The sequence below is a fragment of the Arthrobacter sp. Ms25 genome (assembly GCF_059090365.1).
In genome coordinates, this window is the sequence record NZ_JBNHFP010000001.1 from 101,981 (window position 1) to 127,660 (window position 25,680).

At 66.9% G+C, this 25,680-nt stretch carries 26 protein-coding genes; 9 read left to right on the forward strand and 17 right to left on the reverse strand.

The genetic code is table 11. The annotated features are described in order from the left end of the window. The first annotated feature begins 53 nt into the window (after positions 1-53). A complete protein-coding gene (locus AC5RT8_RS00455) occupies positions 54-728 on the forward strand; it encodes an NUDIX hydrolase (RefSeq protein WP_494093745.1) in 675 nt (224 codons plus the stop codon). Positions 729-848: 120 nt separating this feature from the next. On the opposite strand, the gene AC5RT8_RS00460 is transcribed toward AC5RT8_RS00455, so the two are convergent. Then, complete coding sequence (locus AC5RT8_RS00460; protein ID WP_494093746.1) at positions 849-1,520, reverse strand: alpha/beta hydrolase family protein; 672 nt, start codon at positions 1,518-1,520, stop codon at positions 849-851. A 260-nt stretch (positions 1,521-1,780) separates the two neighbouring features. Here AC5RT8_RS00460 and AC5RT8_RS00465 point away from each other — a divergent pair, with 260 nt between their 5' ends. Both AC5RT8_RS00465 and AC5RT8_RS00470 read left to right on the forward strand, forming a co-directional pair. Then, entirely contained in the window at positions 1,781-1,957 is a 177-nt protein-coding gene (locus AC5RT8_RS00465; protein WP_494093747.1) for a hypothetical protein, read from the forward strand. A gap of 119 nt (positions 1,958-2,076) precedes the next feature. Beyond that, positions 2,077-2,730, forward strand: coding sequence for a hypothetical protein (locus AC5RT8_RS00470; RefSeq protein ID WP_494093748.1), 654 nt, complete (start codon positions 2,077-2,079; stop codon positions 2,728-2,730). 24 nt (positions 2,731-2,754) lie between these two features. Here the strand turns inward: AC5RT8_RS00470 and AC5RT8_RS00475 are convergent, their stop codons facing one another. Together AC5RT8_RS00475 and glnA are read right to left on the reverse strand one after the other, a co-directional pair. Further along, a complete protein-coding gene (locus tag AC5RT8_RS00475; RefSeq protein ID WP_494093749.1) occupies positions 2,755-3,771 on the reverse strand; it encodes a zinc-dependent alcohol dehydrogenase in 1,017 nt (338 codons plus the stop codon). A 129-nt stretch (positions 3,772-3,900) separates the two neighbouring features. Further along, positions 3,901-5,325: a type I glutamate--ammonia ligase gene (glnA, locus tag AC5RT8_RS00480; RefSeq protein WP_494093750.1), complete on the reverse strand. Its 1,425-nt coding sequence runs from the start codon at positions 5,323-5,325 to the stop codon at positions 3,901-3,903. A gap of 248 nt (positions 5,326-5,573) precedes the next feature. On the opposite strand from glnA, the gene AC5RT8_RS00485 reads away from it, so the two are divergent. Continuing rightward, the gene (locus AC5RT8_RS00485) at positions 5,574-6,014 is read left to right on the forward strand and encodes an RDD family protein (protein ID WP_494093751.1); all 441 of its coding nucleotides are present in this window, start codon (positions 5,574-5,576) and stop codon (positions 6,012-6,014) included. A gap of 38 nt (positions 6,015-6,052) precedes the next feature. Further along, positions 6,053-7,123, forward strand: a complete 1,071-nt coding sequence (locus tag AC5RT8_RS00490; RefSeq protein ID WP_494093752.1) for an NAD-dependent epimerase/dehydratase family protein — start codon at positions 6,053-6,055, stop codon at positions 7,121-7,123. Positions 7,124-7,170: 47 nt separating this feature from the next. On the opposite strand, the gene AC5RT8_RS00495 is transcribed toward AC5RT8_RS00490, so the two are convergent. From AC5RT8_RS00495 to lipB, 3 genes are all read right to left on the reverse strand, one after another. Beyond that, a complete protein-coding gene (locus tag AC5RT8_RS00495) occupies positions 7,171-7,923 on the reverse strand; it encodes a DUF4191 domain-containing protein (RefSeq protein WP_494093753.1) in 753 nt (250 codons plus the stop codon). A 107-nt stretch (positions 7,924-8,030) separates the two neighbouring features. Further along, positions 8,031-9,035, reverse strand: a complete 1,005-nt coding sequence (gene lipA, locus AC5RT8_RS00500) for a lipoyl synthase (RefSeq protein WP_494093754.1) — start codon at positions 9,033-9,035, stop codon at positions 8,031-8,033. After that, on the reverse strand, positions 9,032-9,760 hold the full coding sequence (gene lipB / locus AC5RT8_RS00505; RefSeq protein ID WP_494093755.1) for a lipoyl(octanoyl) transferase LipB: 729 nt from the start codon (positions 9,758-9,760) through the stop codon (positions 9,032-9,034). The genes lipA and lipB overlap by 4 nt, the downstream gene beginning before the upstream one ends. 241 nt (positions 9,761-10,001) lie before the next feature. On the opposite strand from lipB, the gene AC5RT8_RS00510 reads away from it, so the two are divergent. From AC5RT8_RS00510 to crcB, 4 genes are all read left to right on the forward strand, one after another. Continuing rightward, entirely contained in the window at positions 10,002-11,732 is a 1,731-nt protein-coding gene (locus AC5RT8_RS00510; RefSeq protein ID WP_494093756.1) for a serine/threonine-protein kinase, read from the forward strand. 48 nt (positions 11,733-11,780) lie between these two features. Next, positions 11,781-15,335: a S41 family peptidase gene (locus AC5RT8_RS00515; protein ID WP_494093757.1), complete on the forward strand. Its 3,555-nt coding sequence runs from the start codon at positions 11,781-11,783 to the stop codon at positions 15,333-15,335. Between the two features lie 304 nt (positions 15,336-15,639). Beyond that, a complete protein-coding gene (locus tag AC5RT8_RS00520) occupies positions 15,640-16,083 on the forward strand; it encodes a fluoride efflux transporter FluC (protein WP_494093758.1) in 444 nt (147 codons plus the stop codon). Further along, a complete protein-coding gene (gene crcB, locus AC5RT8_RS00525; RefSeq protein ID WP_494093759.1) occupies positions 16,080-16,457 on the forward strand; it encodes a fluoride efflux transporter CrcB in 378 nt (125 codons plus the stop codon). Before AC5RT8_RS00520 ends, crcB begins: the two co-directional genes overlap by 4 nt. 24 nt (positions 16,458-16,481) lie before the next feature. Here the strand turns inward: crcB and AC5RT8_RS00530 are convergent, their stop codons facing one another. The 11 genes from AC5RT8_RS00530 to AC5RT8_RS00580 form a co-directional block, all read right to left on the reverse strand. Then, the gene (locus AC5RT8_RS00530) at positions 16,482-17,411 is read right to left on the reverse strand and encodes an urea transporter (RefSeq protein ID WP_494093760.1); all 930 of its coding nucleotides are present in this window, start codon (positions 17,409-17,411) and stop codon (positions 16,482-16,484) included. Further along, positions 17,408-18,595 (reverse strand): HoxN/HupN/NixA family nickel/cobalt transporter, encoded by a 1,188-nt coding sequence (locus AC5RT8_RS00535; protein WP_494093761.1) that lies wholly within the window; start codon positions 18,593-18,595, stop codon positions 17,408-17,410. The genes AC5RT8_RS00530 and AC5RT8_RS00535 overlap by 4 nt, the downstream gene beginning before the upstream one ends. 14 nt (positions 18,596-18,609) lie before the next feature. Then, the gene (locus AC5RT8_RS00540; RefSeq protein WP_494093762.1) at positions 18,610-19,611 is read right to left on the reverse strand and encodes an urease accessory protein UreD; all 1,002 of its coding nucleotides are present in this window, start codon (positions 19,609-19,611) and stop codon (positions 18,610-18,612) included. A 41-nt stretch (positions 19,612-19,652) separates the two neighbouring features. Continuing rightward, entirely contained in the window at positions 19,653-20,288 is a 636-nt protein-coding gene (ureG, locus tag AC5RT8_RS00545) for an urease accessory protein UreG (protein WP_494093763.1), read from the reverse strand. 87 nt (positions 20,289-20,375) lie between these two features. Then, on the reverse strand, positions 20,376-21,065 hold the full coding sequence (locus AC5RT8_RS00550) for an urease accessory protein UreF (protein WP_494093764.1): 690 nt from the start codon (positions 21,063-21,065) through the stop codon (positions 20,376-20,378). A gap of 12 nt (positions 21,066-21,077) precedes the next feature. Beyond that, the gene (gene ureC, locus AC5RT8_RS00555) at positions 21,078-22,802 is read right to left on the reverse strand and encodes an urease subunit alpha (RefSeq protein ID WP_494093765.1); all 1,725 of its coding nucleotides are present in this window, start codon (positions 22,800-22,802) and stop codon (positions 21,078-21,080) included. Beyond that, a complete protein-coding gene (locus AC5RT8_RS00560) occupies positions 22,802-23,239 on the reverse strand; it encodes an urease subunit beta (RefSeq protein ID WP_494093766.1) in 438 nt (145 codons plus the stop codon). Before AC5RT8_RS00560 ends, ureC begins: the two co-directional genes overlap by 1 nt. Before the next feature lie 61 nt (positions 23,240-23,300). Beyond that, a complete protein-coding gene (locus AC5RT8_RS00565; RefSeq protein WP_494093767.1) occupies positions 23,301-24,158 on the reverse strand; it encodes a sirohydrochlorin chelatase family protein in 858 nt (285 codons plus the stop codon). A gap of 31 nt (positions 24,159-24,189) precedes the next feature. Continuing rightward, positions 24,190-24,495: an urease subunit gamma gene (locus AC5RT8_RS00570; protein ID WP_255798053.1), complete on the reverse strand. Its 306-nt coding sequence runs from the start codon at positions 24,493-24,495 to the stop codon at positions 24,190-24,192. 232 nt (positions 24,496-24,727) lie between these two features. Next, positions 24,728-25,156, reverse strand: coding sequence for an OsmC family protein (locus tag AC5RT8_RS00575; protein WP_494093768.1), 429 nt, complete (start codon positions 25,154-25,156; stop codon positions 24,728-24,730). An 80-nt stretch (positions 25,157-25,236) separates the two neighbouring features. Beyond that, positions 25,237-25,584, reverse strand: a complete 348-nt coding sequence (locus AC5RT8_RS00580; protein ID WP_494093769.1) for a hypothetical protein — start codon at positions 25,582-25,584, stop codon at positions 25,237-25,239. Between the last annotated feature and the right edge of the window lie 96 nt (positions 25,585-25,680).

Below are 25,680 nucleotides of genomic sequence, written 5' to 3' on the forward strand. Positions count from 1 at the left end.
CGCTTCGACACCTTTGACGGTGGCCGCCCCCGGTATTCGCTATGCTCTGTCGAATGAGCGAACTCACCGGTACGGCGGCCACTGTTGTCCTGCTGCGGGATTCCGCAGCCGGCCCCGAGGTGCTGCTGCTGGAACGCCCGACGGCGGGCTCCTTCGGCGGGGCCTGGGTATTTCCCGGCGGCCGGGTAGACCCCGGAGACCGCGTCGGGGGCGAGCCTGAAGCGGCCGCCGCCCGCCGCGCAGGCGTCCGGGAAACCGCTGAAGAGACGGGGTTGGAGCTGCACCCCCGGGACCCGGTGCCCCTTTCCTGCTGGATCCCTCCGGAAAACATCCCGCGGCGCTACCAGACTTGGTTCTTTGCGGCGAAGGCACCGGCCGGCGAAATCCGCCTCAACCCGGGAGAGCTGCTCAACCACTTGTGGCTGCCGCCCGCGGAGGCCCTGGACCGGCACCGCAACGGGCTGATGCAGCTGTTCCCGCCGACCTGGGTCACCCTGCACTCGCTGACCTCCGATACCTCCGCCGATGCGGCCCTGGCCCGGATCGCGGGAACTCCGCTGGAAACATTCCGGAGCCGCCCGCTCACCGGTTACGAACCCGCCTCAGTGCTCGCGTGGGAGGGTGACGAGGAGTACGACGGCGGGGGAGGGGCTCCCGGTTCCGGCCGGGGACGGCACCGGCTGGTCATGGAGAAAACCGTCTGGCGCTACGAGCGGTCTGCTGGCTAAGGACACCTCGCCGCCTCGGGTTGTGCGGCAGGTCGCATGCGGCCATGCCGGCCCCGAAACCGATAAGGGTGCCTGCACGGCGGTTGCTGTCAGCCGGGGCGTGGTGAAGCGGCCCGTCCTTCAGCCCGCAGCGCGGGCGCGGATGAAGTCCAGCACCGGCCCGGCCAGCGACGCGCCGATCACTTCCGGTGGCCGCTTCTGCCCGCGGACTTCAAAGGAGTGGTTGCCGCCCTCAATGCGCTGGACGTGTGCGTTGGCGCCGATCCGCTCTGCCACCGGTTCCAGCTCGCCGGGCAGGGCAAAGGTGTCCCGCGTTCCCTGCAGGAAGAGCATCGGCAGGGTCAGGCCGTACAAGTGTTCGTCGCGCAGCTTCTCCGGCTTGCCCGGCGGATGCAGCGGATAGCCCAGGTACACCAGTCCCGCCGCAGGCATGCCTTCGGCAACGGCCATCGACGCCATCCGGCCGCCGAAAGACTTCCCGCACGCCCAGACCGGCCCGCCGACGTCGCGCGCCGTCACGCTATCCATAACCGCCTTCCACGTCTCAACGGCCACCGGTGCCTTATCCGGAAACTTCTTCCCGGCCTCCCGGTAGGGGAAGTTGAATCGTACCGTGGCCGCACCGCCTCCGTTTAGGGCATCGGTAAACCCGGTGAGGAAGGGATGCTCCATTCCGGTGCCGGCGCCGTGGGCGACAACAACGGTCACCTCGGGGTTCTCCGGGCGGGAGAAAACGGCGGAGACGTTCCCCTCGCCGACGGGAAGGGAAAGGTCCTGGTGTTCAACGTGCATGTGCTTAAACCTACTGCCATCCCTGCCCGCCGGCCTTGAGAGCAGAAGGTAATACCAGTAGACTTGAAGACGGACAGGATCCGAAGGCCCCATAAGCGCAGCATGTATGCAGCTCGCGCAGCCTCTCCTGAAATCCGCGGTCCGCCTTGGGCGACGAACCGCACACCCACCACTCCGGCGCAGACGCCACCGCTTTTCGGCACATCGATTCCGTGTGTCCGGAGTGCACCACCATGCCTCTTGAAGGGAGCATCAGCCATATGTTGAAGCACGTCGCTGTGACGCGCACCAGGACCGCCACCTCACGATTCACTGCACAGGTCACGGCCATCGCCGCCGGATGCGCACTGATCGCCGGGGGAGTATCCGCAGCCGAAATCGCCATGCTGAACGCAGAACCGGTTTCGAGCCCGGTTACCGCTGAGGCCGCCGCCTAGCGCAGAAGAAGTCTCCGCCGTCGTTCCCGCCCGGGAATGGCGGCGTTTTTGCGTTTCCGGGCACCGCACGTTGCTCTCCTAGAATGGAACAACACCATTCCGCTATCCGCAGGAGCACCGTGCCCAGAGGCAAACACCATCCGCCGCGTCCCAAACCGGCAAACAGCGAGGGCATGCTCATCGCGAACGACCTGAAGAAGGAGCGGGGCTGGACCGACGGACAGATCAAGGCATTCCTGCCCGAGCCGGACAAGACCGCCCGGAACCCGTTTTCCCGCAAGGCCGCTCCCATGAAGCTGTATGCCCTGGAACGGGTGGAAGCCATCGAAGCCACGCCGGAATACCGGAAGGCCCGGGAAGCTTCCCGCAACCGCCAGCTCGCTGCGCGCGAACGGGCCCTGGCGAAGAAGAAGGCCGCCGTCGCCGTCGCTGAGGCGCTGGACCTGCGTATTGTTCCCGAGCCGTGGGAGACCATGCAGCGCAAGGCCATCGAGCATTTCAACGGCCGGCTCCGCGGCAAGCAGTCCCCGGCCAGCCTGTCCACGGCGCCGTCGTGGCTGAACCGGCTGACCGTGAACTATCTGCGGCACCAGCAGACCTCGTACGAGGAAGAGCTGAAAGAATTCCGGGGAGTGGTAGGTGTCGGCGAGGCCTACCTGGTGGTGCGCAACCGCATCCTTGACCTCATTGCCGACACCTACCCGCAGCTGAAGGCCGAGTGCGAACGGCAGAAGTTCGATGCGCCGGAGCTTCCCGACGGCGTCACGCTGTAGCCGCCGGGAAGACCGGGAACGCCGCTAGTCGAAGGTGACGACCACCTTGTCGGCGGCGCCCGGGGTCTGTGCCAGGGTGAGGGCGTCCAGCGCCTTCTCGAAGGGAAGCGTGTCGCTGATGATCAGCGCGTACTTCTGCCAGTTTTCGATAATGTCCTCGGTCACTTCGAAGATCTCCGTCGGATAGCCCATGGCAAACACGATCGTGAGTTCGGTGGTCAGGATGGTGCCGAAGTCGAGTTCGACGGGCTTCTTGTGGACGGCGACGACGCCGAGCACCGCGCCCTGCCTGGCGACGTCGGCCACGGTGGCGGGGATGACCGGCGCACCGGCCGCGTCCAGGAAGATATCGGTGCCTGACCGGACGCCGCGGACCATCATGGTCGCTCCGTCGCCGTGCAGTTCCACGAGCCGTGCGGGAAGGTCCTCTTCGGCGGAGTTGATCACCGCGTCCGCGCCGATCTGCAGGGCCTTCTCCAACCGGGAGGCGATGACATCGACGACGACGATGTGGGAAACCCCGCGGCGGCGGTAGCCCAGGACCGCGCCGAGGCCGATCGGTCCCGCCCCGAAGATCACCACTTTGTCGCCGGGCTGGGGGTTCGTGCGGTTCACGGCGTGCAGGGCCACTGCCATCGGTTCGTTCAGGGCCGCAACCTCCCAGGGAATCTCCTTGGGAATGACCTTGAGCTGGCGTCCGACGGCGGCGTCGTGAACCACCACATACTCCGAGAGCCCGCCCTGTGCCCCGCCGCTGCCGAGCAGCCCGTCCGTGAACGCCATCGTATCGATGACGACGTGGTCGCCTACGGCGATGCCGTCCACCCCCGGGCCGACCTCCGCCACTTCGGCAGCGGGTTCGTGTCCCAGCGGAGTGGCGCCCTGGCGCGGCGGAATCCCGCCGATGTGGCTGTAGAAGGCATCCGATCCGCAGATGCCGCAGGCCTTCATCTTCAGCAGGACGTCGCCAGGCCCGGCGGCGGGCTGCTCCACCTCGACCCACTCGTTCGTATCCGGTCCGGTGACGTAGACAGCCTTCATACCAGTGTTCTCCTTTGCGGTTCGCGGGGATGCCCCCGCCCTTGATGCTACGTGAGCGGACGGATGCAAAAACCGCCCCCGCCCGGTGAGGGGCGGAGGCGGTCGGTGGGTGTTGCGCGGCGTGGGTGCTTAGACGCCGTAGTAGAGCTCGAACTCGAACGGGTTCGGGCGCAGCGCCAGCGGCAGGATCTCATATTCGCGCTTGTAGGCGATCCAGCTGTCGATCATGTCCTGGGTGAACACGCCGCCCGCCTGCAGGAACTCGTTGTCGTTCTCCAGGGCCACCAGGGCCTCTTCGAGCGATGCCGGGGCCTTCTGGATGTGCTGGGCCTCTTCGGGGGGCAGTTCGTAGAGGTCCTTGTCGATCGGATCCGCCGGTTCAATGCGGTTCTTGATGCCGTCCAGGCCTGCCATCAGCTGTGCGGAGAACGCCAGGTACGGGTTGGAGGAGGGATCCGGAGCGCGGAACTCAAGGCGCTTGGCCTTCGGGTTGGAACCGGTGATCGGGATGCGGATGGCAGCTGAGCGGTTGCCCTGCGAGTAGACCATGTTCACGGGAGCTTCGAAGCCCTTGACCAGGCGGCGGTAGGAGTTGACCGTCGGGTTGGTGAAGGCCAGCACTGCCGAAGCGTGCTTGAGCAGGCCGCCGATGTACCAGCGGGCCAGGTCCGAAAGGCCGGCGTAGCCCTTTTCGTCGTAGAACAGCGGTTCGCCGCCGTTCCACAGCGACTGGTGGCAGTGCATGCCCGAACCGTTGTCGCCGAAGATCGGCTTCGGCATGAAGGTGGCCGACTTGCCCCAGGCATCGGCGACGTTCTTGACGATGTACTTGAACTTCTGCAGGTCGTCGGCCGCGTGCGTCAGGGTGGTGAACTTGTAGTTGATCTCCGCCTGGCCGGCACCGCCGACCTCGTGGTGGGCACGTTCGACGGCGAGGCCCACATTGTCCAGCTCCACGCTGATGGCGTCACGCAGGTCCGCCTGCTTGTCCACCGGAGCCACCGGGAAGTAGCCGCCCTTGTACGGGGTCTTGTTGCCCAGGTTGCCGCCGTCTTCCTCGCGGCCGCTGTTCCACGGCGCCTCGATGGAGTCGACCTTGTAGAAGCTGCCCTTGGGGGAGGACTCGTACTGGACGTTGTCGAAGATATAGAACTCGGCCTCGGAGCCGAAGAATGCGGTGTCGGCAATGCCCGTGGAGGCCAGGTAGGCCTCGGCGCGCTCGGCCACGCCGCGCGGATCGCGGTGGTACGGCTCGCCGGTACGGGGGTTCACAATGGAGAAGTTCAGCGCCAGGGTCTTCTCGATCCGGAAGGGATCAACGAAGGCGGTGGTGACGTCAGGGATGAGCTGCATGTCGGACTCGGCAATGCCCTGGAAGCCGCGGATGGATGAGCCGTCGAACAGCTGACCGTTGACGAAGAAATCGGCATCTACGGTTTTGGCCGGCACGTTGAAGTGCTGCTGCACTCCGGGAACGTCGGTGAATCGGATGTCGACGAACTTCACTTGCTCGTCAGCGATGAACTGAAGGACTTCGTCCGCGTTCTTGAACATCGTTTCTGTGCTCCTATACAACTGTTTGGGTGGAAGACCTCGGGCTGCAAGACCAAAGCTGGCGCCCGGCCCCTTGACCGTCCGGCGCGACACCTTGACCCTAGAGGGGCCCGGTTTCCCGATGGTGACACGTGTGTTTCCGTAAGGTTACGCAGCCGCTGGTCTCCCTTCCACCCTATCCGTAACGCCCGGGCACAGTGATAACAGGGGGTTTATTAACATCACCGGGGCTTGGGTAGTCTTTAACGGTGGTCGATAGAAGCGATATAGGTTCCTGGCTGCAAGGCCCTCCCTCCGACGAGAGCACGTGGCCGGGCAAGCGCCTCGGCCGTCCGCGCACCGGACCGGGTTCCATTGCGCGCGTTGGTCCGCGCCTGGGCGCCCTGGTTATCGACTGGACCATCGCCTCGCTCATCGCCTACTGGCTGTTCGGAGGTGACGACTTCGCCATTCTGGCCATCTTCGCGGTCGAACAGATCCTGCTCGTGAGCCTGCTGGGCTACAGCATCGGGCATCGGGTGTTCAGCCTGCAGGTGCAGAAAATGGACGGCCGGGCCGCGGGGATCCCGGCAGCCGTGGTCCGCACGGTGCTGCTGTGCCTGGTGATTCCGGCGGTAGTGTTCGACGCCGATCAGCGCGGCCTGCATGACCGTGCCATGGGCACGGTGCTGGTCAAGGTCAAGCACTAAGCTTTCCATCCGCCGCGGAAGCTGGCAGATTTCCGGGTATGAAACTACTGATTCTGGGCGGAACCGCCTGGCTTGGGCATCAGACGGCAGTTGCCGCCCTGGCAGCGGGCCATGAAGTCACCTGTGCCGCGCGCGGCACATCGGGCCGGCCGCCGGCCGGAGCCGAGTTCCTGACGGTGGACCGCGACGCCGACTACGGCCTCGCAGCAGTGTCCGGGCGGCACTGGGATGCGGTGGTTGACGTATCCCGTCAGCCCGGCCAGGTCCGCCGGGCCGTCCGCGACCTTCGAACCGCCGCGCGGTTCTACATCTTCGTCTCCACCGGCAACGTCTATGCCAGCCAGAAAGAGCAGGGCCAGGACGAGGACGCTGCCCTGCTGCCGCCCCTCGCCGGCGACGTCATGGCGGACATGGAAAGCTACGGTCCCGCCAAGGTGGCCTGCGAACAGGCCGTGGCGGAAGGCTTCGACGCCGGCTCCCGTGCCATAGTCCGGGCCGGGCTGATCGGCGGCCCGGGAGATCCTTCCGGCCGTACGGGTTACTGGCCGCTGCGGCTGGCCCGGGGCGGGCCCGTCCTCGTTCCGGATACGCCGAACCAGCCTACGCAGCTTATCGATGTGCGGGACCTGGCACAGTGGCTCGTCCAGGTTGCCCAGGACCGGACTGCGGGAGTGTTCAACGCGGTGGGGGATACCGTGCCGTTCTCGGCACATCTGGCCGCCGCGGCCGGAGAAGCGGACGCTGCCGGGACACCGGGGGATTACCCGGCGCGGGACCGGGATGCTGCGGAGCCGGTCCTTCCCCGCTCTGTCGTGCCCGCTCCGCCGCAGTGGCTGCTTGAGCAGGGCGTGCAGGAGTGGTCCGGTCCCCGGTCGCTGCCGCTCTGGCTCGCCGATCCGGACTGGCACGGCATGAATGCCCGGTCCAACGCCCGCGCGCGTTCGGCAGGGCTCCGGCTCCGCCCGCTGCGGCAGACGCTGTCGGACTCCCTCGCCTGGGAGGAGGCTGCCGGCGTCGGACGCCCCCGCGGAGCCGGACTCACACCGGAGGACGAACAGATCCTCCTGGCCCGGTTCCGGGAAACGGACACCCGCCTCGAAAGGACATGAGGGCAAAACAAAAGGGCCCCCGTGGGGGCCCTTTTGTGATGAGCTGGCTAGCGTCCGCGGGTCGCCTTGCGGTCCGGACGGGCGCGGTAGGGATCGATTCCCTTGGGAATCGGCAGGCGGGTGCCGAGGGCCGAGAGCCGCTTGTTGACGGTGGCGACTTCCTGCTTGGTCAGTGCCTTGGGCAGCTTCTTGGCCGTGGTCGCCACCTTGGACAGCGGAACCTGGCCTTCACCGCGCCCGGTGTGCAGGACGGTGACCGGTACGTTGGGGACGATCCGGCTCATCCGCCGGCGTTCGCCGTCGGCCAGTGCCTTGGCACGCGACGGGGACCCCTCGGTGACCAGGATGATGCCGGGCCGGCCGATGGCGCGGAACACGGCTTCCTGCGTGCGGGGGTTCACGGCGACGGGCTGTTCCTCCAGGATCCATCCGCGGCGCAGCACGCTCAGGGCGGCACCGGAAGCTCCGGGCTGGCCTTCAATCTGCGAGAACGCTGCCCGTTCGGCACGCCGGGACAGGATGAACACTGCCGCCAGCAGGCCAAGCGGGATGGCGATGATGAGCATCGTGATCCAGTTATCGATCAGCAGACCGATCAGCAGGCCCACGGCGATGATGCCGAGGAACGCGCCGACCATCAACCACACGACGTTGGGATCATTGCGCCGGGTCATCTTGAAGACCTGGGCAATCTGCTTCATGCGCCCGTCCTTCTTGGGCTTCTTTTCCCCCTTCGGCTTGCGGGAAAAGACGCCTTTGCGGGCGCTCTGGGATGCGTCGGAATCAGTGCTTTTGGCCATAATGACTACATTCTACGTGATGCGGGCGCGGGGTCAGGAAGCTCCTGCCCCGAGGGGAAGCGGGAATACCAGGCGTCGGTTCGGGGCCCGGGGAAACCGGGCCGCCGTCACCTGCGCGCGAGGATGGAGGAGGCTTCCTGGAGCGTGCTCCCGGAGTCCTCGATGTGCGCCAGCTGCGGGGGCAGTTCGCGGCCCTTGCGGCGCATGGCTCCGGCCCAGAGGCGGCCCGCGCGGTAGGAGGAGCGCACCAGGGGTCCGCTCATCACGCCCAGGAATCCCAGTTCCTCGGCCTCGGTGCTGATGTCGACGAACTCCTGCGGCTTGACCCAGCGGTCCACCGGCAGGTGGCGTTCGCTGGGACGCAGGTACTGGGTAATCGTGATCAGGTCGCACCCGGAGTCCCGCAGGTCCTTCAGGGCCCCGGAGATTTCCTCGCGCGTCTCACCCATGCCCAGGATCAGGTTGGATTTGGTGACCATGCCCATGTTCTGCCCCTGGGTGATGACGTCCAGGGACCGTTCGTAGCGGAAGGCGGGCCGGATGCGTTTGAACAGGCGCGGCACCGTTTCCACGTTGTGGGCGAAGACTTCGGGCCGGGCCTCGCAGATGTCGATGATGTGCTCCGGTTTGCCGGAAAAGTCCGGTATCAGGATCTCGACGCCGGTGCCAGGGTTGAGCTCGTGGATCTTCCGGATGGTTTCGGCGTAGAGCCAGACGCCCTCGTCCTCAAGGTCGTCCCGCGCCACCCCGGTGACGGTGGCATAGCGCAGGTTCATCTGCCGTACCGAGCGCGCCACCTTGGTCGGTTCCATGAGGTCCAGCGGCGAAGGCTTGCCGGTATCAATCTGGCAGAAGTCGCAGCGCCGGGTGCATTCGGAGCCGCCGATGAGGAAGGTCGCCTCGCGGTCCTCCCAGCATTCGAAGATATTGGGGCAGCCGGCCTCTTCGCAGACGGTGTGCAGGCCTTCCTGCTTCACCTGTTTCTTCAGCTCCACGTACTCGGGGCCGATCTCCACCTTGGCCTTGATCCATTCGGGTTTGCGTTCCACCGGAACCGCGGCGTTGCGCTGTTCAATGCGCAGCAGGCGCCGTCCTTCAGGGGCGAGGGTCATAGCTGGACTCCTTTCGGCCGGCTGCCGGCAGGGACGGCGCCGATGCCGGGGAGGTTCTTTGCGGGAATGGTGCCGGTCAGGTCCGCCTCACGGGCGGCAAGTTCTTCTTCGACGCGGTCGACGACGTCGGCCGGGGACACCGTCTGCCCGGTTTCGGCGCTGATGGACGTGGTCCCGGCATCGGTGATCCCGCAGGCAATGATCTGGCTGTAGGGGGCCAGGTCATTGCTGCAGTTCAGGGAAAACCCGTGCATGGTGACGCCCTGGCGGACACGGATGCCGACGGCGGCGATCTTCCGGTCCGGCCGCCCGAAGGCTTGCCCGTCTCCGCGGACCCAGACGCCTGAACGCCCCTCTACGCGGACGCCGTGGATCCCGTAATGTTTCAGCACGCTGATGACGGCTGCTTCCAGCGCCTCGACGTAGGCCTTGACATGCGCGGGATCGGCAAGCTTGAGGATCGGGTAGCCCACGAGCTGTCCCGGACCGTGCCAGGTCAGCTTTCCGCCGCGGTCCACGTTGATCACTTCAGTACCGTCGAAAGGCCGCTCATGCGGCTCGGTGCGCCGTCCGGCGGTATAGACGGGGGTGTGTTCCAGCAGCAGCACCGTGTTCGGTGCCTTGTCCTCAAGTATCTGCCGGTGCAGCTGCTGCTGGAGGTCCCAGCCTGCTGAATAATCCACGTAGTGCGGAGACAGGCCTACGCGGGTGAACTCCAAAACCATGGGCCTAGCCTAAACCCCCGCGGACGTAATGTGGACCACACTGCACTGGCCGCCTGCGGGGCGGTGTGCCCGGCCCTGCCCGCAGGGCAATTACCTTGTGGATAACCGCCGTGGGGCCGCCGGGAGGCGAAGACTCTGCTTCATGGACACGACACCAGGGCCTGGTCCCGCCGATCGAGATTCCTCCGGTCCGGGAGGCATTCCGGTACCTTCCGGGCCGGATGCGAGTGATGCGCCGGCTATGCCTGACGTGCCGGGGTTCCGGGTGGACCGCCTCCTGGGCAGGGGAAGCAGTGGCGCCGTCTGGCTGGTCCGGGATCCCGCGGGTGCCGCCTTTGCCGTGAAGGTTCCGGCGGGCAGGGGAGCGGGCGCGGTCAATACCTTTGAAGCACGACGTGAGGTGAACATCCTTTCCCGCTTGGAGCATCCGCACCTGCTGCAGGTACACGCCGTGGTCGAAACGGACCAAGGTGCGGGCCTGCTCGGCGGGTATGCCGCCGGCGGAAGCGTCGCCGGGCTGGTTGCGGCCAGGGGCGCCGTCCAGCCCGGAGAAGCCGTCAGCGTGCTCGTGGGCGTTGCCGCCGCCTTGGGCTACCTCCACGCGCAGGGCACAGCCCATGGCGACGTATCGCCCGGGAACATTCTGTTCACTTCCGACGGCAGGCCGCTGCTGGCTGACTTCGGCTCGGGACGGCTGCTGGGAGAACCCGCCGCGGCGCATCCGGGGACTCCCGGGTTCTCCGCGCCGGAGCGGACAGCCGGAGCCGCCAGCGGGTTGGGGACGGCGTCGGACATCTATGCGCTCGCCGCCGTGGGCTGGTTCCTGCTGACCGGACAGGTCCCGCCGGCCGGCCGTGTGCGTCCGCCGCTCTCGATCCTGGTACCCGGAGTGGGAAGGGAGCTCCCGGCGCTGCTGGAGGCGGGTCTGGCCGAAGACGCTGCCGAGCGGCCGACGGCAGAGGAATTCGGAGCTGCGGCCTACCGCTGCGTTCCCGCCGTACCCGTGGATCTGGTGGCTGCCGTCCATCCGGAGGTCCACCCCGAGCTGGCGACCCGTCGGACGGGATCCGCCGGGGCCGGCCAGGGAGGGCGCAGGCCTTGGCGGCGTAGGCGCGGGACAGGTGCCGGAGGGTGGCAGGCAGGACGGAACCGCGGGCAGCGGCGGATCCGGGGACGGAGCCGGGCAGCCGATGGCGGGCTGGATGCCGCGGCACGGGACGGCCGGTTGCCGGCCGGACGCCGTCGCCGGCGTGTCGATCCGCCGGCCGGGCGCCGTCGTCACCGGCGAGTCGCTCCGTCGGCGGGGCAGCGGGTTTTCCCGGCTGTCGCGGCAGCGGTGGTCGCCTTGGTCCTGGCGGTTGCCGCCATAGGGCTCGCCGCTCCTGAACTCCTGCGTGCCGGCGGTGCCGCTGCCGACGCGCAGGACGGTTCCTCCGGAGCTGCCCCGGGCACGGCCGGGGGCATAGCCCGCGGCACTACGGTCCCGGACCCGGCCGGACCGGAGCCTTCCGGGGAGGCTTCCGGGGAGGGCAGGAAGACCGTGGATGCCCTGCGGTCCGAAACCGCCGTCGAGGATCCGGCACAGGCCCTGACCGCGCTCGCCGAACTGCGTACCCGGGCGTTTACCGGCGCTGACCCGGACCTGCTCGAACATGTCAATGCCGCAGGGTCTGAGGCGCAGCTCGCTGACCGGAAGCAGCTGGACAGGCTCGCCGCCCGGGAACATGCCCTGGCGGGGCTGACCATGGAGGTTGCCGTGCTGGAGGGCAGCGGCCCGGCCCCGCCGTCCGGAGCGGCGTCGCAGCCGGTGTCCGCCCAACTGCGGGTTCGGATGCAGGCCTCCGCCTACGCGGAGGTTGACCGCACGGGTGCGGTGCTCCGGCTAGAGCCGGCCCAGGAGCAGGAGGTGCTGCTGGTGCTGGTGCGGGAGGGCGGAATGTGGCGGATCAGCCGGGTGCTCGCCCCGCCGTGAGCCGGGTTTCGCCGCGGACATGTCCGCGGCGAAAGATAGGATCGATTCATGAGTCCTACTTCATACCTCCGTTACCCCGATCTGCACGGGGACTTCCTTGCCTTTGTCGCCGAAGACGATGTCTGGATGGCTCCCCTCAGCGGCGGCCGTGCCTGGCGGGTTTCCGCGATGCAGCTGCCGGCCCGCAGCCCGAAGTTCTCCCCGGACGGGACCCGGCTGGCATGGCAGGTGGTCCAGGGCGGCGCGCCGGAAGTCGTCACTGCCGACATCGACGGCGGAAACTTTCGGCAGCTGACGTTCTGGGGCAGCCAGAGCACGCGCCTGAAGGGATTCACCTCGGCAGGACAGGTCATCGCCACGTGCTCCGTGGAGCAGGAGGACAACAGGCTGAGGTGGGCGTTCGCCGTTCCCCTCGACGGCTCGGCACCGGTGAAGCTTCCGTACGGGCCGGTGGAGAGCGTGGCGGAAGGACCGGCAATCGGCGACGAACGCCCCCTCGTGATCGGCAGCCTGCTCACCCGTGAACAGGCATGGTGGAAGCGCTACCGCGGCGGAACCGCAGGAAAGCTCTGGATTGACGCCGACGGCAACGGAGAATTCCTGCGCCTGGTGCCCGAACTGGACGGCAACCTGTCGGATCCGATGTGGATCGACGGCAGGGTGGTGTTCCTTTCGGACCACGAAGGCTACGGCAACCTCTACTCCGTCACGCCCCAGGGCCAGGACCTTCGCCGGCACACGGATTTCGAGGACTTCTACGTCCGGCACGCGTCCTCCGACGGCACCCGGATAGTCTTTGAATCGGCGGGCCGCATTTGGCTTCTGCCCTCGCTGGACGCAGAAGCGCAGCTGCTGGACATCACCCTGGGCTCGGCCGGCACCGCCCGCCGCCCGCGTCCCCTCAACGTTGCCCGGCACCTGGCAGCGGCTGTTCCGGACACCCGGGGAACCGCGAGCGTGGTGGAAACCCACGGAACACTTCACTGGCTGACGCACCGCGACGGTCCCTCACGCGTGATCGAGGCGGACTCGGCCGTCCGCGCACGCCTGGGCAGGCCCCTGGACGGGTCCCGCGCCGTATTCGTCGCGGACCGGGACGGCGAAGAAGCACTCTACATCAAGGACGTCTTCGCCGATGTTGCCGCGGCGGCGGGATCCCCGGCGCCCCGGGCAGACACGCCGGAGGCGCCGGCCGCGGCTGCCGGCAAAAACAACGGCCTGGTTCTGCCCCGTCCGGTCTCCGCCACGGGTGCTGCCGTACCCGACACGCAGCAGGGCGGCGGCGGGCCGGAACTGAACGGCACCGAGAACGGACGCCCAGCCGAGGGCTCCGCTGCGTCCGCCGCCGACGTCGTGCGGATAGGTTTCGAGCGGCCCACGCGGGTCAGCCAGCTGGTCGCCAGCCCGGACGGCCGGCGCGTAGGCGTAGCCACGGAATACGGCGAGGTATTTGTGCTGGATGTGGCTGCGGCAGAGCTTTTCCCCGTGGCGTCATCGGAATTCGGCGCGGTCGACCAGCTGGCCTTTTCGCCGGACTCGCAGTGGCTGGCATGGGCGGAACCGTCCAGTGATGAAGGCCGGTCCCGGATCCGTCTGCGGTCCGTCCTGGACACGGCGGCCCCGGCCATCGACGTTACGGACGGCCGGTTCGCCGACCACGATCCTTCCTTCACCGCCGACGGGAAATACCTGGCCTTCCTCTCCGAGCGCAGCTTCGACCCGGTGTACGACACCCACCGGTTCGATCTCAGCTTCCCGTCTTCCACTAAACCGTTCCTGGTGGCCCTGGCAGCCGGGACTCCCTCACCGTTCGGTCCGTCGGTATCAGGGATGCCCGTGGCAGGAACAGCCGACCCAGCGGCCGAGACGACGGACGGCGGGGTTGCGCCCGTGCAGGTCGATGCCGAACGGATCGGCGACCGTCTGATTGCGGTCCCCGTTCCGCAGGGGCGGTATGAAAAGCTCCGGACAGCTGAGGGTGGCCTGCTGTGGAAGGCGTCCGAGATTTACGGCGTCACGGGCGACGGCCGGGCATCGGCGGCCGACCGGGATCCGTCCTCCCGGCTTGAACGCTTTGACCTGGAGAAGAAGGAAGTCTCCGTTTTCGTTCCTGCGCTTGACGATTTCGAAGTCAGCGGCGACGGCACCAAGGTAGTACTGCGCCACGAGGGCAGTGTCCGCATGGTGCCCGCGGCATCCCGCGTGGAGGAGGACTCTGCCGACAACGTCCGCGTGGACCTTGAGCGCATCCGGGTCCGGATCGATCCGGTGAAGATGTGGGGCCAGGCCTTTGACGAGGCGTGGCGGCTGCAGCGCGACTTCTTCTGGGCTCCGGACATGGGCGGGCTGGACTGGGAAGGCGTTCATGCCAGGTACCGCCCGCTGGTGCAGAACCTTGGCAGCCACGATGACCTCGTGGATCTCCTGTGGGAAATGCACGGCGAACTGGGCACCTCCCACGCCTATGTCACCCCGGCGCCGGTCACCGAACCCGGGTCGGGCGGCCAGGGGTTCCTCGGAGCTGATCTGCGCCCCGGCGCCGGCGGCTGGGAAGTGGTCCGGATCCTCGGGGCCGAATCCTCCGATCCGCAGGCCACGTCCCCGTTGAGCGCTCCGGGCGCCGACGTCCATCCCGGTGACGTTATCGCCGCCGTGGACGGACAGCCGGTTCCCGCGGCGGAAGGACCCGCCGTCCTGCTTGCCGGCGCCGCCGGACGCACCGTGGAACTGACGGTTCTCACCCCCGGCGAGGACGGTGCGCCGTCGCAGCGCCGGATCGCCGTCGTCCCGCTGCGCAGCGAAGAACGCCTGCGCTACCAGAACTGGGTTCTGGCCAACCGCCGCCTCGTCCGGGAAGCGTCCAACGGCGAGTTCGGCTACCTGCACATCCCGGACATGGTGGCCAACGGCTGGTCGCAGCTGCACCGGGACCTGGACCAGGAGGCATCGAAGGGCGCCCTGCTCGTCGACGTCCGGCGCAACCGCGGCGGACACACCTCCCAGCTGGTTGCCGAGTTGATCGGACGGAAAATCACGGCATGGAGCAACCCCCGCGCCGGCACGCCCACGCCGTACCCGTCGCACGCTCCCCGGGGGCCGGTGGTGATCCTCACAGATGAGTTCGCGGGTTCGGACGGCGACATCGTCACCCAGGTCTCCAAGCTGCGCGGGATCGGCCCCGTAGTCGGCACCCGCACCTGGGGCGGCGTCGTCGGTATTGACGGACGCTTCAGCCTGGTGGACGGCACCGCGGTGAACCAGCCGCGGTACGCGTACTGGTTTACGGGCGGTGTCGGCTGGGACGTGGAAAACCGCGGTGTGGAGCCGGACATTGAGGTGGCCTTCCCGCCGCACGCCTACGTCGCCGGGGACGACCCGCAGCTCGAACACGGCGTGGGAATCCTGCGCGAAATGCTTTCCGAGCTGCCCACGGACGAACCTCCGGCGCTCTCGGGCTACCGCAGCCTCCAGCCCGCACCTCTGCCGCCGCGGCCGCAGGCCCGCGCGGGGGAGGATCCGCAGGGGAACGGGAACCCGTCCATTCCGGCTCCGGTAGCCGCCGGCACGGGCAGCGCCGACGGAACCAAGGACAACCGGCACTAGCCGCCACGCAGGCTGCGGAAAATTCGGTTGACGGCCCGGACCGCTGCACCAGCGGTCCGGGCGGAGGGCGCCCGGCGATGAAGCGCGGCGGGCCGGTGATATAGCCGATTGTCGCCGCACAGTGGATCGAGGCCTGCCCGCCGTTGAAGACCGAAAATGGCAGGAGTAACCTCAAAAACGGGTATTTCCCCGATTCCTCCCCCCGAAACCACCCGATGTGGTCCCGGGTAACCCGTGCACGTGTCCTGCCAGGCACCCCGCGCCGAGGACGATGCCATCCTCGAAGCAAGGAATGAGTACCGGAATGCGCCCACAATACCTGCGCTGGGGCCCCATCGGGCTTGTCGCCCTCGGAGGCGGAGCCGGTGCTGCCAGCCGCGAGGGCCTGTCCCTGGTCATACCGAACCTCGGTGAAGTGCCGGTGGCGATCCCGATCATCAACGTGGTCGGTGCCTTTCTGCTCGGCTACCTCTACGAGGCTGTCACTCGCCTGGACAGGTCGGGCCCGACTGGGAAGAACCTCAAACTGCTGCTCGGCACCGGCTTCTGCGGCGGCTTTACCACCTACAGTTCGCTGGCCACCGACACCGCCGTACTCTTCCGCGACGGTTTTCCCTGGACCGCCATAATGTATGCCCTCGGCACGGTGATCGTCGGTGCCTGCGCCACTTGGGCGGGCATCGCCGCCGCAAGCGGTCTCCACACCCGCGGCCCGGACCCGCAGCATAAGCAGGAGGATGCTTCATGACCCCCGGGATTTTCCTGCTGCTGGCGCTGGCCGGCGGGATAGGTGCAACGGTGCGGTTCGTCATCGACGGAGTCATCCGCGCCCGCCTCAAGACGCGGTTTGCTTGGGCAACAACAATCATCAACGTCTCCGGTTCCGTGGTGCTCGGCCTGCTCACCGGCCTCACCATCGAGCACTTTGTGTCGACCGACCTCAGCATCGTGATCGGGACCGGCTTCCTCGGCGGCTACACCACCTTCAGCACCGCGAGCTACGAGACGGTGCAGTTGATGAAGGAAGGCCGCTACGGTGCATCCTTCCTCAGCGGCATCGTCATGCTGGTGCTCTCAGTGGCGGCCGCCGTGCTCGGCCTATGGGTGGGGGCGGCGCTGTAACGCGAATGCCGCTGTGGCTGTTTATCATGTGCGTTGGGCCGTGGGAAGGTAATGGGCGATGACCAGGAACACCCAGGTGGTGAGGATGTACGGCCACGTGTAGGTGGGGGCGTTGAGGTCATGCATCAGCACCGTCACCACGGCGGTCACCACGGTCCCGATGACGGCGAGCCCCCAGGAAACGGCATTGCTGTGCAGGAAAACGACAGCCAGGGCAATGGCTGTGAGCACGCCGGAGTAACCGGCCAGGCCGTTCGCTGTCTCGGTCAGGGCCTCTCCCATGGCCAGGGCGCACAGGCTGCCCACCACGCTGCCGAGCAGCCCGGCAAGCCCCACTTTCCAGCCCGCCACGAACAATCCGAGCAGGATGAGGGCCCCCGACCACACATTGTTGATCAGCACCACCTCCGACACATTCGTCAGGAGCGAGCGTGCGAAGGCCAGCGGCTCGGAGTCGATGGTGCCCGACGACGCCGGGCTCACATGCAGTGCCTCCGTGCTGAGCAGGATGCCCGTCGCCACGATGCAGAACGGCGCCGTCGTCGACGGCAGGTTGAAGACTTTCAACGGCGTCTTCGTGAACAGTGCAACCACCAGCCAGGTCACCGGGGCACAGAGTGCGCCGCCGATCAGGGCGATCGGATACGCCGCCCACTGGCCGCCGATGGCCGAATAGGTGGCAGCGCCGGTGAGGGCGCCGCAGAAGCCCTGCAGCCCCGCGGTCACTGACGGGGGATCCGCTCGAAGCAGGCGCCCTGCCACTGTGTTTCCCGCGCACCCGATGAGCACCAGCAGGGCCATGCGCCAGTCGGCCACGACGAACGCAGCCAGGATCAGCAGAGCCGTGTAGATATTGCTCTGGAAGAAGATCTGCGAGAGTCCCTGCCCCCAGCCTTTCAGCCAGCCGGCACTGGAGATGGACGGGTTTGGCGAGACCGCACCGGCGTGGCTCATGATTGCTCCGATTGCGGGGCGTCGCCGGGCGGCGTGCCCTTTCCGGGCCTCTGCCTCAGCTCCGGCCCGCCGGATGCGGTTACGCCGCCGGGTGTGCCCGCCCCGGCGCTTCCCAGCGCCCATCGTTCCTCCACATGGCCCAACCGCCAGTAAACGGTAGAGGTCAGCCAGACCAGTATCAGCGTGGCCACGACAATGTAGCCCACGTTCTCAAGGTCGATGTCGGCTACCCACCCGGTGAGCGGGTCCCGCAGCCCGAGCTTTTCATTCAGCAACCCGACCAGCTCAATGCCGCCGATCATGACGGCGATCATCACCGAGAGCCCGGTAATGGTGAGGTTGTAGTACAGCTTGCGAACCGCGTTGACGCTCGCCCAGCCATAGGCTTTCACCATGACAGCCGAATCGAGCGTGTCGAACAGGCTCATGCCTGCGGCAAAAACCAAGGGCAGGCAGAGGACGGCATACCAGGGAAGCCCCGTCGCCGCTCCGGTTCCGGCCAGCACCAGCAGGGCAATCTCGCTGGCGGTGTCGAAGCCGAGCCCGAACAAAAAGCCGACGGCATACATCTTCCCCGGGCGGTCGATGGTACGAAGCATCGGCCGGAGGATGCGGCTGATGATTCCGCGGCCCTGCAGGTGGCGTTCGAGCTGCACTTCGTCCAGGTCGCCGTTGCGCGACGCCCGCCACACCTTGAGGATTCCCCGGAACGCGACGGCGTTAATGAGCCCGATCAACAGCAGGAAGACTCCGGAGACCGCCGTCCCGAACACGCCGAGCCCGTTGCGGACCGCGTTCCCGTCATCGCTCAGCCCCACCGCCCAGCTCACTCCGAGGGCCAGCAGCGCCGCCATCAGGAACACGATGGTGGAGTGGCCCAGGGAGAAGAACAGTCCGACGCCGGCGGCCGGCCTGCGCAGGTCGGCCAGCTTCCGGGTGGTGTTGTCGATCGCGGCAATGTGGTCGGCGTCGAAGGCATGCCGCACGCCCAGCACATAGGCCACCACAGCAATACCTACCCCGAAGACGGAGGAACCCAGCTGCAGATGCAGCGGCTCGACGAGGATGAAGAACAGGCCGAAGCCCGCGATGTGCAGGAACACGACGGGGATGAAGGCGCGCAGCACCTGCGCCCGGTAGGAGCGACCCCGCGTCGCGGCCTCCTCTTGCGTGTTGTTTCGCACCGTCGGACCCCTTCCTAGCTCTTTCGAATCACGGGTGCGTGTTTCCCGGTCAGCAGCTCGTGCACGGCGGCGGCCGCTGCCGTGTTGGCCGCGGCCACGGCCACGGTGTTGTTGCCGACCAGGCGCATCCAGACACCGGAATCCCCGGGTAACGTGCTCACCCCGAAAACCAGGTCGCCGCCGCTTCCCGCGACCGCCCGGTGCAGGGTGTCCGCGAGGAGGGCAACGGGGGCAAGGGGCGTGAAGACATAGAGCGTCGCAAGCACGTCATGGTCGGCGAGCATGCCCAGCCCCGTGATGCCGCCGGCCGCTCCGGCCGCTCCGCGCCCGGGGCTGAGCCGCAACCGGTCGAGGGCGATAATCCGGCCGTCCGGCCGCCGGACTTCGAGGTCGGAGGCGAACACATCGTAGGCGTGCCGTTCGCCGCGGGCGAGCCTGCCTGCGTACAGGGTCTCGCCGAGCAGCACGGTTGCGGACTCGTCTACCATCACCGATGTCTGCTGGTAGAACCGTGAACCGGCAAAGGGCACCACGGGTTCGGGCAGGTACTCCGCGTAGGCGCCTTCTTCGACCGCGATGTTCATGATCGCGCAGGCGTAGTCGTGCTCCATGCGGTAGACCCGCGTCTGGGTCTGCGTTGTCACGTGCGCCGAAGTGCCCGGACCGAAGCGCAAATCCGTGCGCATCCGGTCCCCGTGCAGGATGCCGCCGCCCGCGGACATCAGGTAGGTGTAGGCCATGTCGGGGCGCAGCGCGTTGAAGTAGAGCGGATGCATGATCTGCAGCGGTGACTTCTGGTAGTGCTGCACCAGCTCGGTGCGGCCGCGGTTGCGGTCGAAGCCCAGCTGCAGGATGCCGACCTTGCCGGGGCTGCCAACGGGCAAGCCATGCCCTGGCCGGGCACGGCGCAGCACTTCTGCGGGTACCCGGTCCGGCTCATAGAACGCCGGCCCGAGCCGGTAGCCGCCCGCAGCGGCTTCCCGGCCGCCGGCCCCGGGGGCGGGCGGCAGGGGCATAGCCGGTTCCGGGGCGGTTGCGGGGTCCGTCGTCTCCAGCCTCATCCGATCAGCTCGGTCCTGGCACCGTTCCACTGCGACATGATCTGCCGGTGGAGGTCGTCGACGCCGAACCCGGTGAGCGAGTTGGTCAGGACCACGGGTCGATCTTCGCGCACCCGGTGTGCATCGGCTTCCATCACGCCAAGGTCGGTGCGCACGTACTGGGCGATGTCGATTTTGTTGATCACCAGGATGTCGCTGTCGGTGATGCCGGGGCCGCGCTTGCGCGGCATCTTCTCGCCCTCTGCAGTGTCGAGCACGAACACGAACACGTCAGCCAGCGCCGGTGAGAAGGTTAGCGTCAGGTTGTCGCCGCCTGATTCATAAATGAGCGTGTCGATGTCGGGGAACCGTTCCAGCATCTCCGCGCCCACGGCCAGGTTCATGGTCGGGTCGTCGCGCACGGCCGTATGCGGGCAGGACCCGGTTTCGACGCCCATGACGCGTTCGGGGTCGAGGATGCCGGCCAGCTCGCGCCGCACGTGGTGGGCGTCCTCCTGGGTATAGATGTCGTTCGTGATGACGCCGGGGGTGCGGCCGGCCTCGATCAGCAGCGGCACCAGCGCCTCGGTCAGTGCTGTCTTGCCGCTGCCGACCGGGCCGCCGATGCCGATCCTTAACACGTTCTCGCTCATGGCTTCCTCTGTTCCGGTCGATGCTGCTCTATTCTTTGCGGCACTGTCACGCTCAGCCGCTATGTGTTCCTTCACCGCGTACCTGTCTCAGCTGGCGAACAACCGCGCCTCTGCCCTTTCATGCCGGGCAGACATGATGTCGGCCATGGGTGCGCAGCCGCCGAGGTCCTCGAGGCCGCGGTCCAGGGCGGCATCCGTTGCCTGTTCGATCACCCCGGCCGTTGCCAGCAGGATGGCCTGCGCCTGCCGGTGGTCGGTTAGCCGCAGCCGCAGGGCGGCCCCGGTGAAGCTCGCCGAAAAGGCGAACAGATCCGCGGCCACGGCGTCGCGGGTGTCCACTCCGTTTGCCGCGTAGACAACTGCTGCCGCGATGGGCTGGCATCCCGGCGTGCTGCGTCCCCGCACCCGACCGCGGTACTCGTCGAGCAGCGGCTGCTCAATCAGCTCGGCTCCCAAATCGATCAACTGGTGCCCGCTCCGCACGGACGCGGTGCGCATTTCTGCGTTCAGCTTCGAGGCGAACAACCGCTGGTCGATCTCCTGGACAAGATCGATGTCGCCCGCGGCTGCCGCGCGGTGGGCCGCGGCGAGCCCCGTGGCATCCGAGGGCCCGACGGAGTGCAGCAGCAGTTCGGACAGCAGCTGCTGCACCCCGCCGCGTGCCACGAGCTTGGCCTGGCTGTACCCCTCCAGGCCGTGGGACATGGTGTAGAAGCCGCTGGGGAAAGCGGAATCCGCGAACTGCAGGCTGGTCAGCAATTGACGTATATCCGTCATGCCACACCGCCCCTAGGCGAGGAAGAACAACTGGGTCAGCGGCAGGGACTGGGCCGGCGGGATCGAGGCCAGCGTGCCGTTGTACGTCACGTTGTAGGTCTCGGGATCCACATCGATATCCGGCGTGGCGTTGTTGCGCACCATGTGCTGCTTGCCGATGCCGCGGCAGCGGTGCACCTGCAGCACTTGGCTCTCCAGCCCGAGCTGTTCGGGAACCCCCTTGTCGATGGCGGCCTTGGACATAAAGGTCGCCCGCGTGCTCTGCAGCGCTTTGCCCTGCGCACCGAACATGGGCCGGTAGAACACCGGCTGCGGGGTAGGCAGGGAAGCGTTCGGGTCACCCATCAGCGCCCAGTTGATCAGTCCGCCCTTGACGATCAGCCTCGGCTTGGCCCCGAAGGACTGCACGGGCCAGAGCACGATGTCGGCCATCTTGCCGGCTTCGAGCGAGCCGATGTAGTCGGACACGCCCTGGGTGATGGCCGGGTTGATCGTGATCTTGGCGAGAAAGCGCAGCACCCGGAAGTTGTCGTTGCCTTCACTGTCCTCCGGCAGCGGGCCGCGCTGGTCCTTGCAGTGGTGCGCAATCTGGAAGGCGCGCATGAACGACTCGCCGATGCGTCCCATCGCCTGGGAGTCAGAGGAGACCATCGAGATGATGCCCTCGTCGTGGAAGACGGTTTCGGCGGAGATGGTCTCGGCCCGCACCCGGGAATCGGCGAAGGCGACGTCTTCCGGGATGTCGTGGGAAAGGTGGTGGCAGACCATGACCATGTCGAGCAGCTCGTCAACCGAATTCACGGTGTAGGGGAGTGTGGGGTTTGTCGACGACGGGAGCACGTTGGGGTGGCCGGCCACCTTGATGATGTCCGGCGCGTGCCCGCCGCCGGCACCTTCGGTATGGAAGGTGTGGATGGTGCGCCCGTCAATGGCGTCCAGGGTATCTTCCACGTAACCGGCCTCGTTGAGGCTGTCGGTGTGCACCGAGATCTGCACGTCGTAGTCGTCGGCGACGGAGAGTGCGTTGCTGAGGGCGGCAGGTGTGGAACCGAAGTCTTCGTGCACCTTGAGCCCGGCGGCCCCGCCCTCTACCTGCTCGATCAGGGCGTCCGGCAGCGATCCGTTGCCCTTGCCGAGGAAACCCATGTTCACCGGCATGCCCTCGGCGGACTGCAGCATGCGGGCGAGGTTCCAGACACCGGGTGTGGTCGTGACGCCGTTGGTGCCGTCGGTGGGCCCGGTGCCGCCGCCGAAGAGGGTGGTGATGCCGTTGGAAAGGGCGGCCAGCGCCTGTTCCGGCGAGATGTAGTGCACATGCGAGTCAATACCGCCGGCAGTGGCAATAAAGTGTTCGCCGGCCAGGAATTCGGTGCCCGGTCCCACCACGAGCCGCGGATCCACTCCGTCCTGGGTGTGCGGGTTGCCGGACTTGCCGACGCCGGCAATCTTTCCGTCGCGCACACCGATGTCGCCCTTAACCACGCCGAGCACCGGGTCCAGGATGATGGCGTTGGTGATGACCAGGTCAAGCACTCCTTCCGCGGAGGTGGCCTGGGGGTCGGCGCCCATGCCGTCACGGGCCGTCTTGCCGCCGCCGTAGACAATCTCGTCGCCGTAATGGCCCTCGTTGTAGTCCTTCTCAATCTCGATCACCAGATTGGTGTCGGCCAAACGGATTTGGTCCCCGGTGGTTGGACCAAAAAGATCGGAGTACTGCTTGCGCGAAATCTTCGCCATCACTTCTTCACCTCTCCTGCGTTACCCGTTTTCGCCGTGGTACCGGCGCTGGGGTTGGCGCTCGGCTTGCCGTTGTGGAACTTGAGTTCATTCATCCGCTCAAGCGCCCGGATCTTCGTTGCCGCAGAATCCAGACCGCCGTCAACGAGATTGTTGAAGCCGATAATCCGCCGGTTGCCGGCGTACGCAGTCAATGTCACTTCGCGGGTGTCACCGGCCTCGAAGCGGATTCCCGTGCCTGCCGGAAGGTCGAGGTGCATGCCGTAGGCGAGTTCGCGTTCAAACAAGAGCGCCTTGTTGGTTTCGAAGAAGTGGAAGTGGGAACCGACCTGGACGGCACGGTCACCGGTGTTGCTGACCAGCAGGGTGACGCTCGGCCTGCCGGCGTTGATCTCGATGTCTTCTTCTTTGTGGTTATAGGCGGGGCTGCCCAGCATGGTGTTTCCTTCCGTGGCGGCGCAGCGTGGCTGCACGTGGTGTTTCGGATGGGGACTCCGATCAACTCAGGCCGATCGGGGCGGGGTGGCTATGCGTATGGCCGTTGGCCTCCCCATGGCTGTGCGTGTGGCCGTTGGCCGCGTCAAAGGCGTGTGAGTGGGCGTAGCCGTGTCCGTGGTCGGCCTGCAGGCCTGCCTCTATACCGGTGCGGCCGTGTCCGAGGGCGTGCAGTGCGTCGCGGACCCGTTCCCGGATGACGCGCAGCACCGCCCGCTCGCTCAGCAGCGCACCATAGAACCCGGTGCCGGCCAGGGCGCCTTCGCCAAAAGGGACCGCTTCGGCGTGTACCGCCGCCGTCCGCCGGAACCCGGCCGGGACAACCACGGTCTCCTCGCTTCCCAGCAGCCGCAGCCGGCGGACAGCTTCGAGGAGTGCATCCGTGTCCTCGACGGCGGCCGCCTCCACCGGGTTGCCGGCGCCGTGGATGCGCACCAGATGCGCGATCCGGTAGAGCTCGGCGTCGTCAAAGGGATTGGCGGCATCGGCAACAATCAGCACGGCTGCGCCCGGGGCCCGCCGGCGCACTTCGACTGCGGCGGTCCGCAGCCATGCCGTGAGGTGGTCAGCGGTGCCGAATCCGTCGGCCAGGGCGAGCCGCGGCGGGGAAGAACCGGTCTGTGCCTCCAGCCACTTGAGCGTCTTGGCCGTGTCGGCGACCAGGGTCGGGTTGCGCCCGAAGGTCATGGGAAGCACCACGGTTGGTGCCGGCACCGCCTCGGATCGCTTCCGCTCATGCAGTTGCTCCAGCGCGTTGTGAAGCGGGCGTCCGGCCGGGGTGACGAGGGCGCCGGGAACGGAATCCGTGACGAAGGAGAGATCCGACCCGTTGCCGCTCTCGTGGCCTCCGACCAGTACCACCGTTGCACGAGGCTCGGCGGGCCGGGTCAAGTCACACCCCGATGGGGTCGTGACAGGAGACGAGCTTGCTGCCGTCAACGAAGGTGGCCTCGATCTGCAGGAGCGGCAGCCGCTCGCGGACGCCGTCCATGCACTGGGATTCGGAGACGATGTTCTTGCCGAGCTCCATCACTTCGGCCACGGTCCGGCCGTCGCGGGCACCCTCAAGTATTGCCTCGCAGATGAGGGCGGTTGCTTCGCTGACATTGAGCTTGGTGCCCCGGTCTCGCCGCTTCCGGGCCAAATCTGCCACTTGGTACACGTAAAGCTTGTCGATTTCTTTGGGAGTAAGGTTCATTTCTTTACCTTCAGACGCCGTTGCGATCCTGTCGAAACCGCTCCCTTGGCGCGAGGGCCAAGCTTGCTTGCAGGCCACGCTACGCGGGCCCGCCGGTGACCAACACCCCCGCAGGTTCGGATGCCGTGCAGAACCCCGTTATTGGGTGCGGGCCGCAGGACGGCGGGGCGACAGACGCAAGGCCCGGACCGCAAGCTGCGGTCCGGGCCTTGCGCGCCTCCGGTGTGAGGGCCTAGGACTCCAGAGTGGCATCCAGGGTGATCTTGATGCCGGCGAGTGCCTGTGACACGGGGCAGCCGCTCTTGGCAGCCTCAGCGATGTCCGTGAACTCCTCGGAGGTGAGGCCGGGAACCACCGCAGTAACCTTCAGCCGGCTCTCGGTGATGCCGGTGCCGGGGACAAAGGTTACGTCGGCGGACGTTTCGATCCGTTCTGCGGTCTTTCCTGCCTCGGCCAAACCGTTGCTGAAGGCCATGGAGAAGCAGGCCGAGTGGGCCGCGGCAATAAGTTCCTCAGGGCTGGTCTTGCCGTTGGCTTCTTCTGCACGGGCCTTCCACGTGACGTCGTAGGTGCCGAGTCCGGAGGAGTCGAGGGTGACATCTCCCTTGCCGTCGAAGAGGTTTCCGTTCCAAACGGTATGGGCTGAACGGACTGTAGCCATGGGGTCTCCTTAAGCAGTAATGGGACGGGGCCGGCTTTAAGCCGGCGCACCATCCCATCCTATTTCCGCTGTTGTGCGGACTACCACATAGTGGCCACGGCAATGTTGACGATTGTGAGGATGCCCACGCTGTTGGCGAGTCCGGAGGAAACCGGCTCGTCCTTCTTGTAGCGGCGCTGCCCGATGAAGGCCAGGACGGCGATCACCAGCGCGATCAGCAGCTTGATGCCGACCTTCATATGGTCAACGTCGCCGTCGCCCATCTCATTGACTGCCACCAGGGCCAGGCCGGTGACCAGCTGCAGCAGCGACGCATGGAACTGGCCGGGCAGCACGGTCGGGTTCTTGATCCGGGCAAACCAGATGCCGACGATGATGGCTGCGCCGAGGATGTGCAGGAAGACAAGGAAGTTGTGAAGGAAGTCCATACGGCAAGTTTACCGACTGCGAGTCAGGAACCCTGAAGAAACCGGGGCGGGGGAATAACTTTTCTACAACATGTAGAGAAACTCACGCATAGCCGG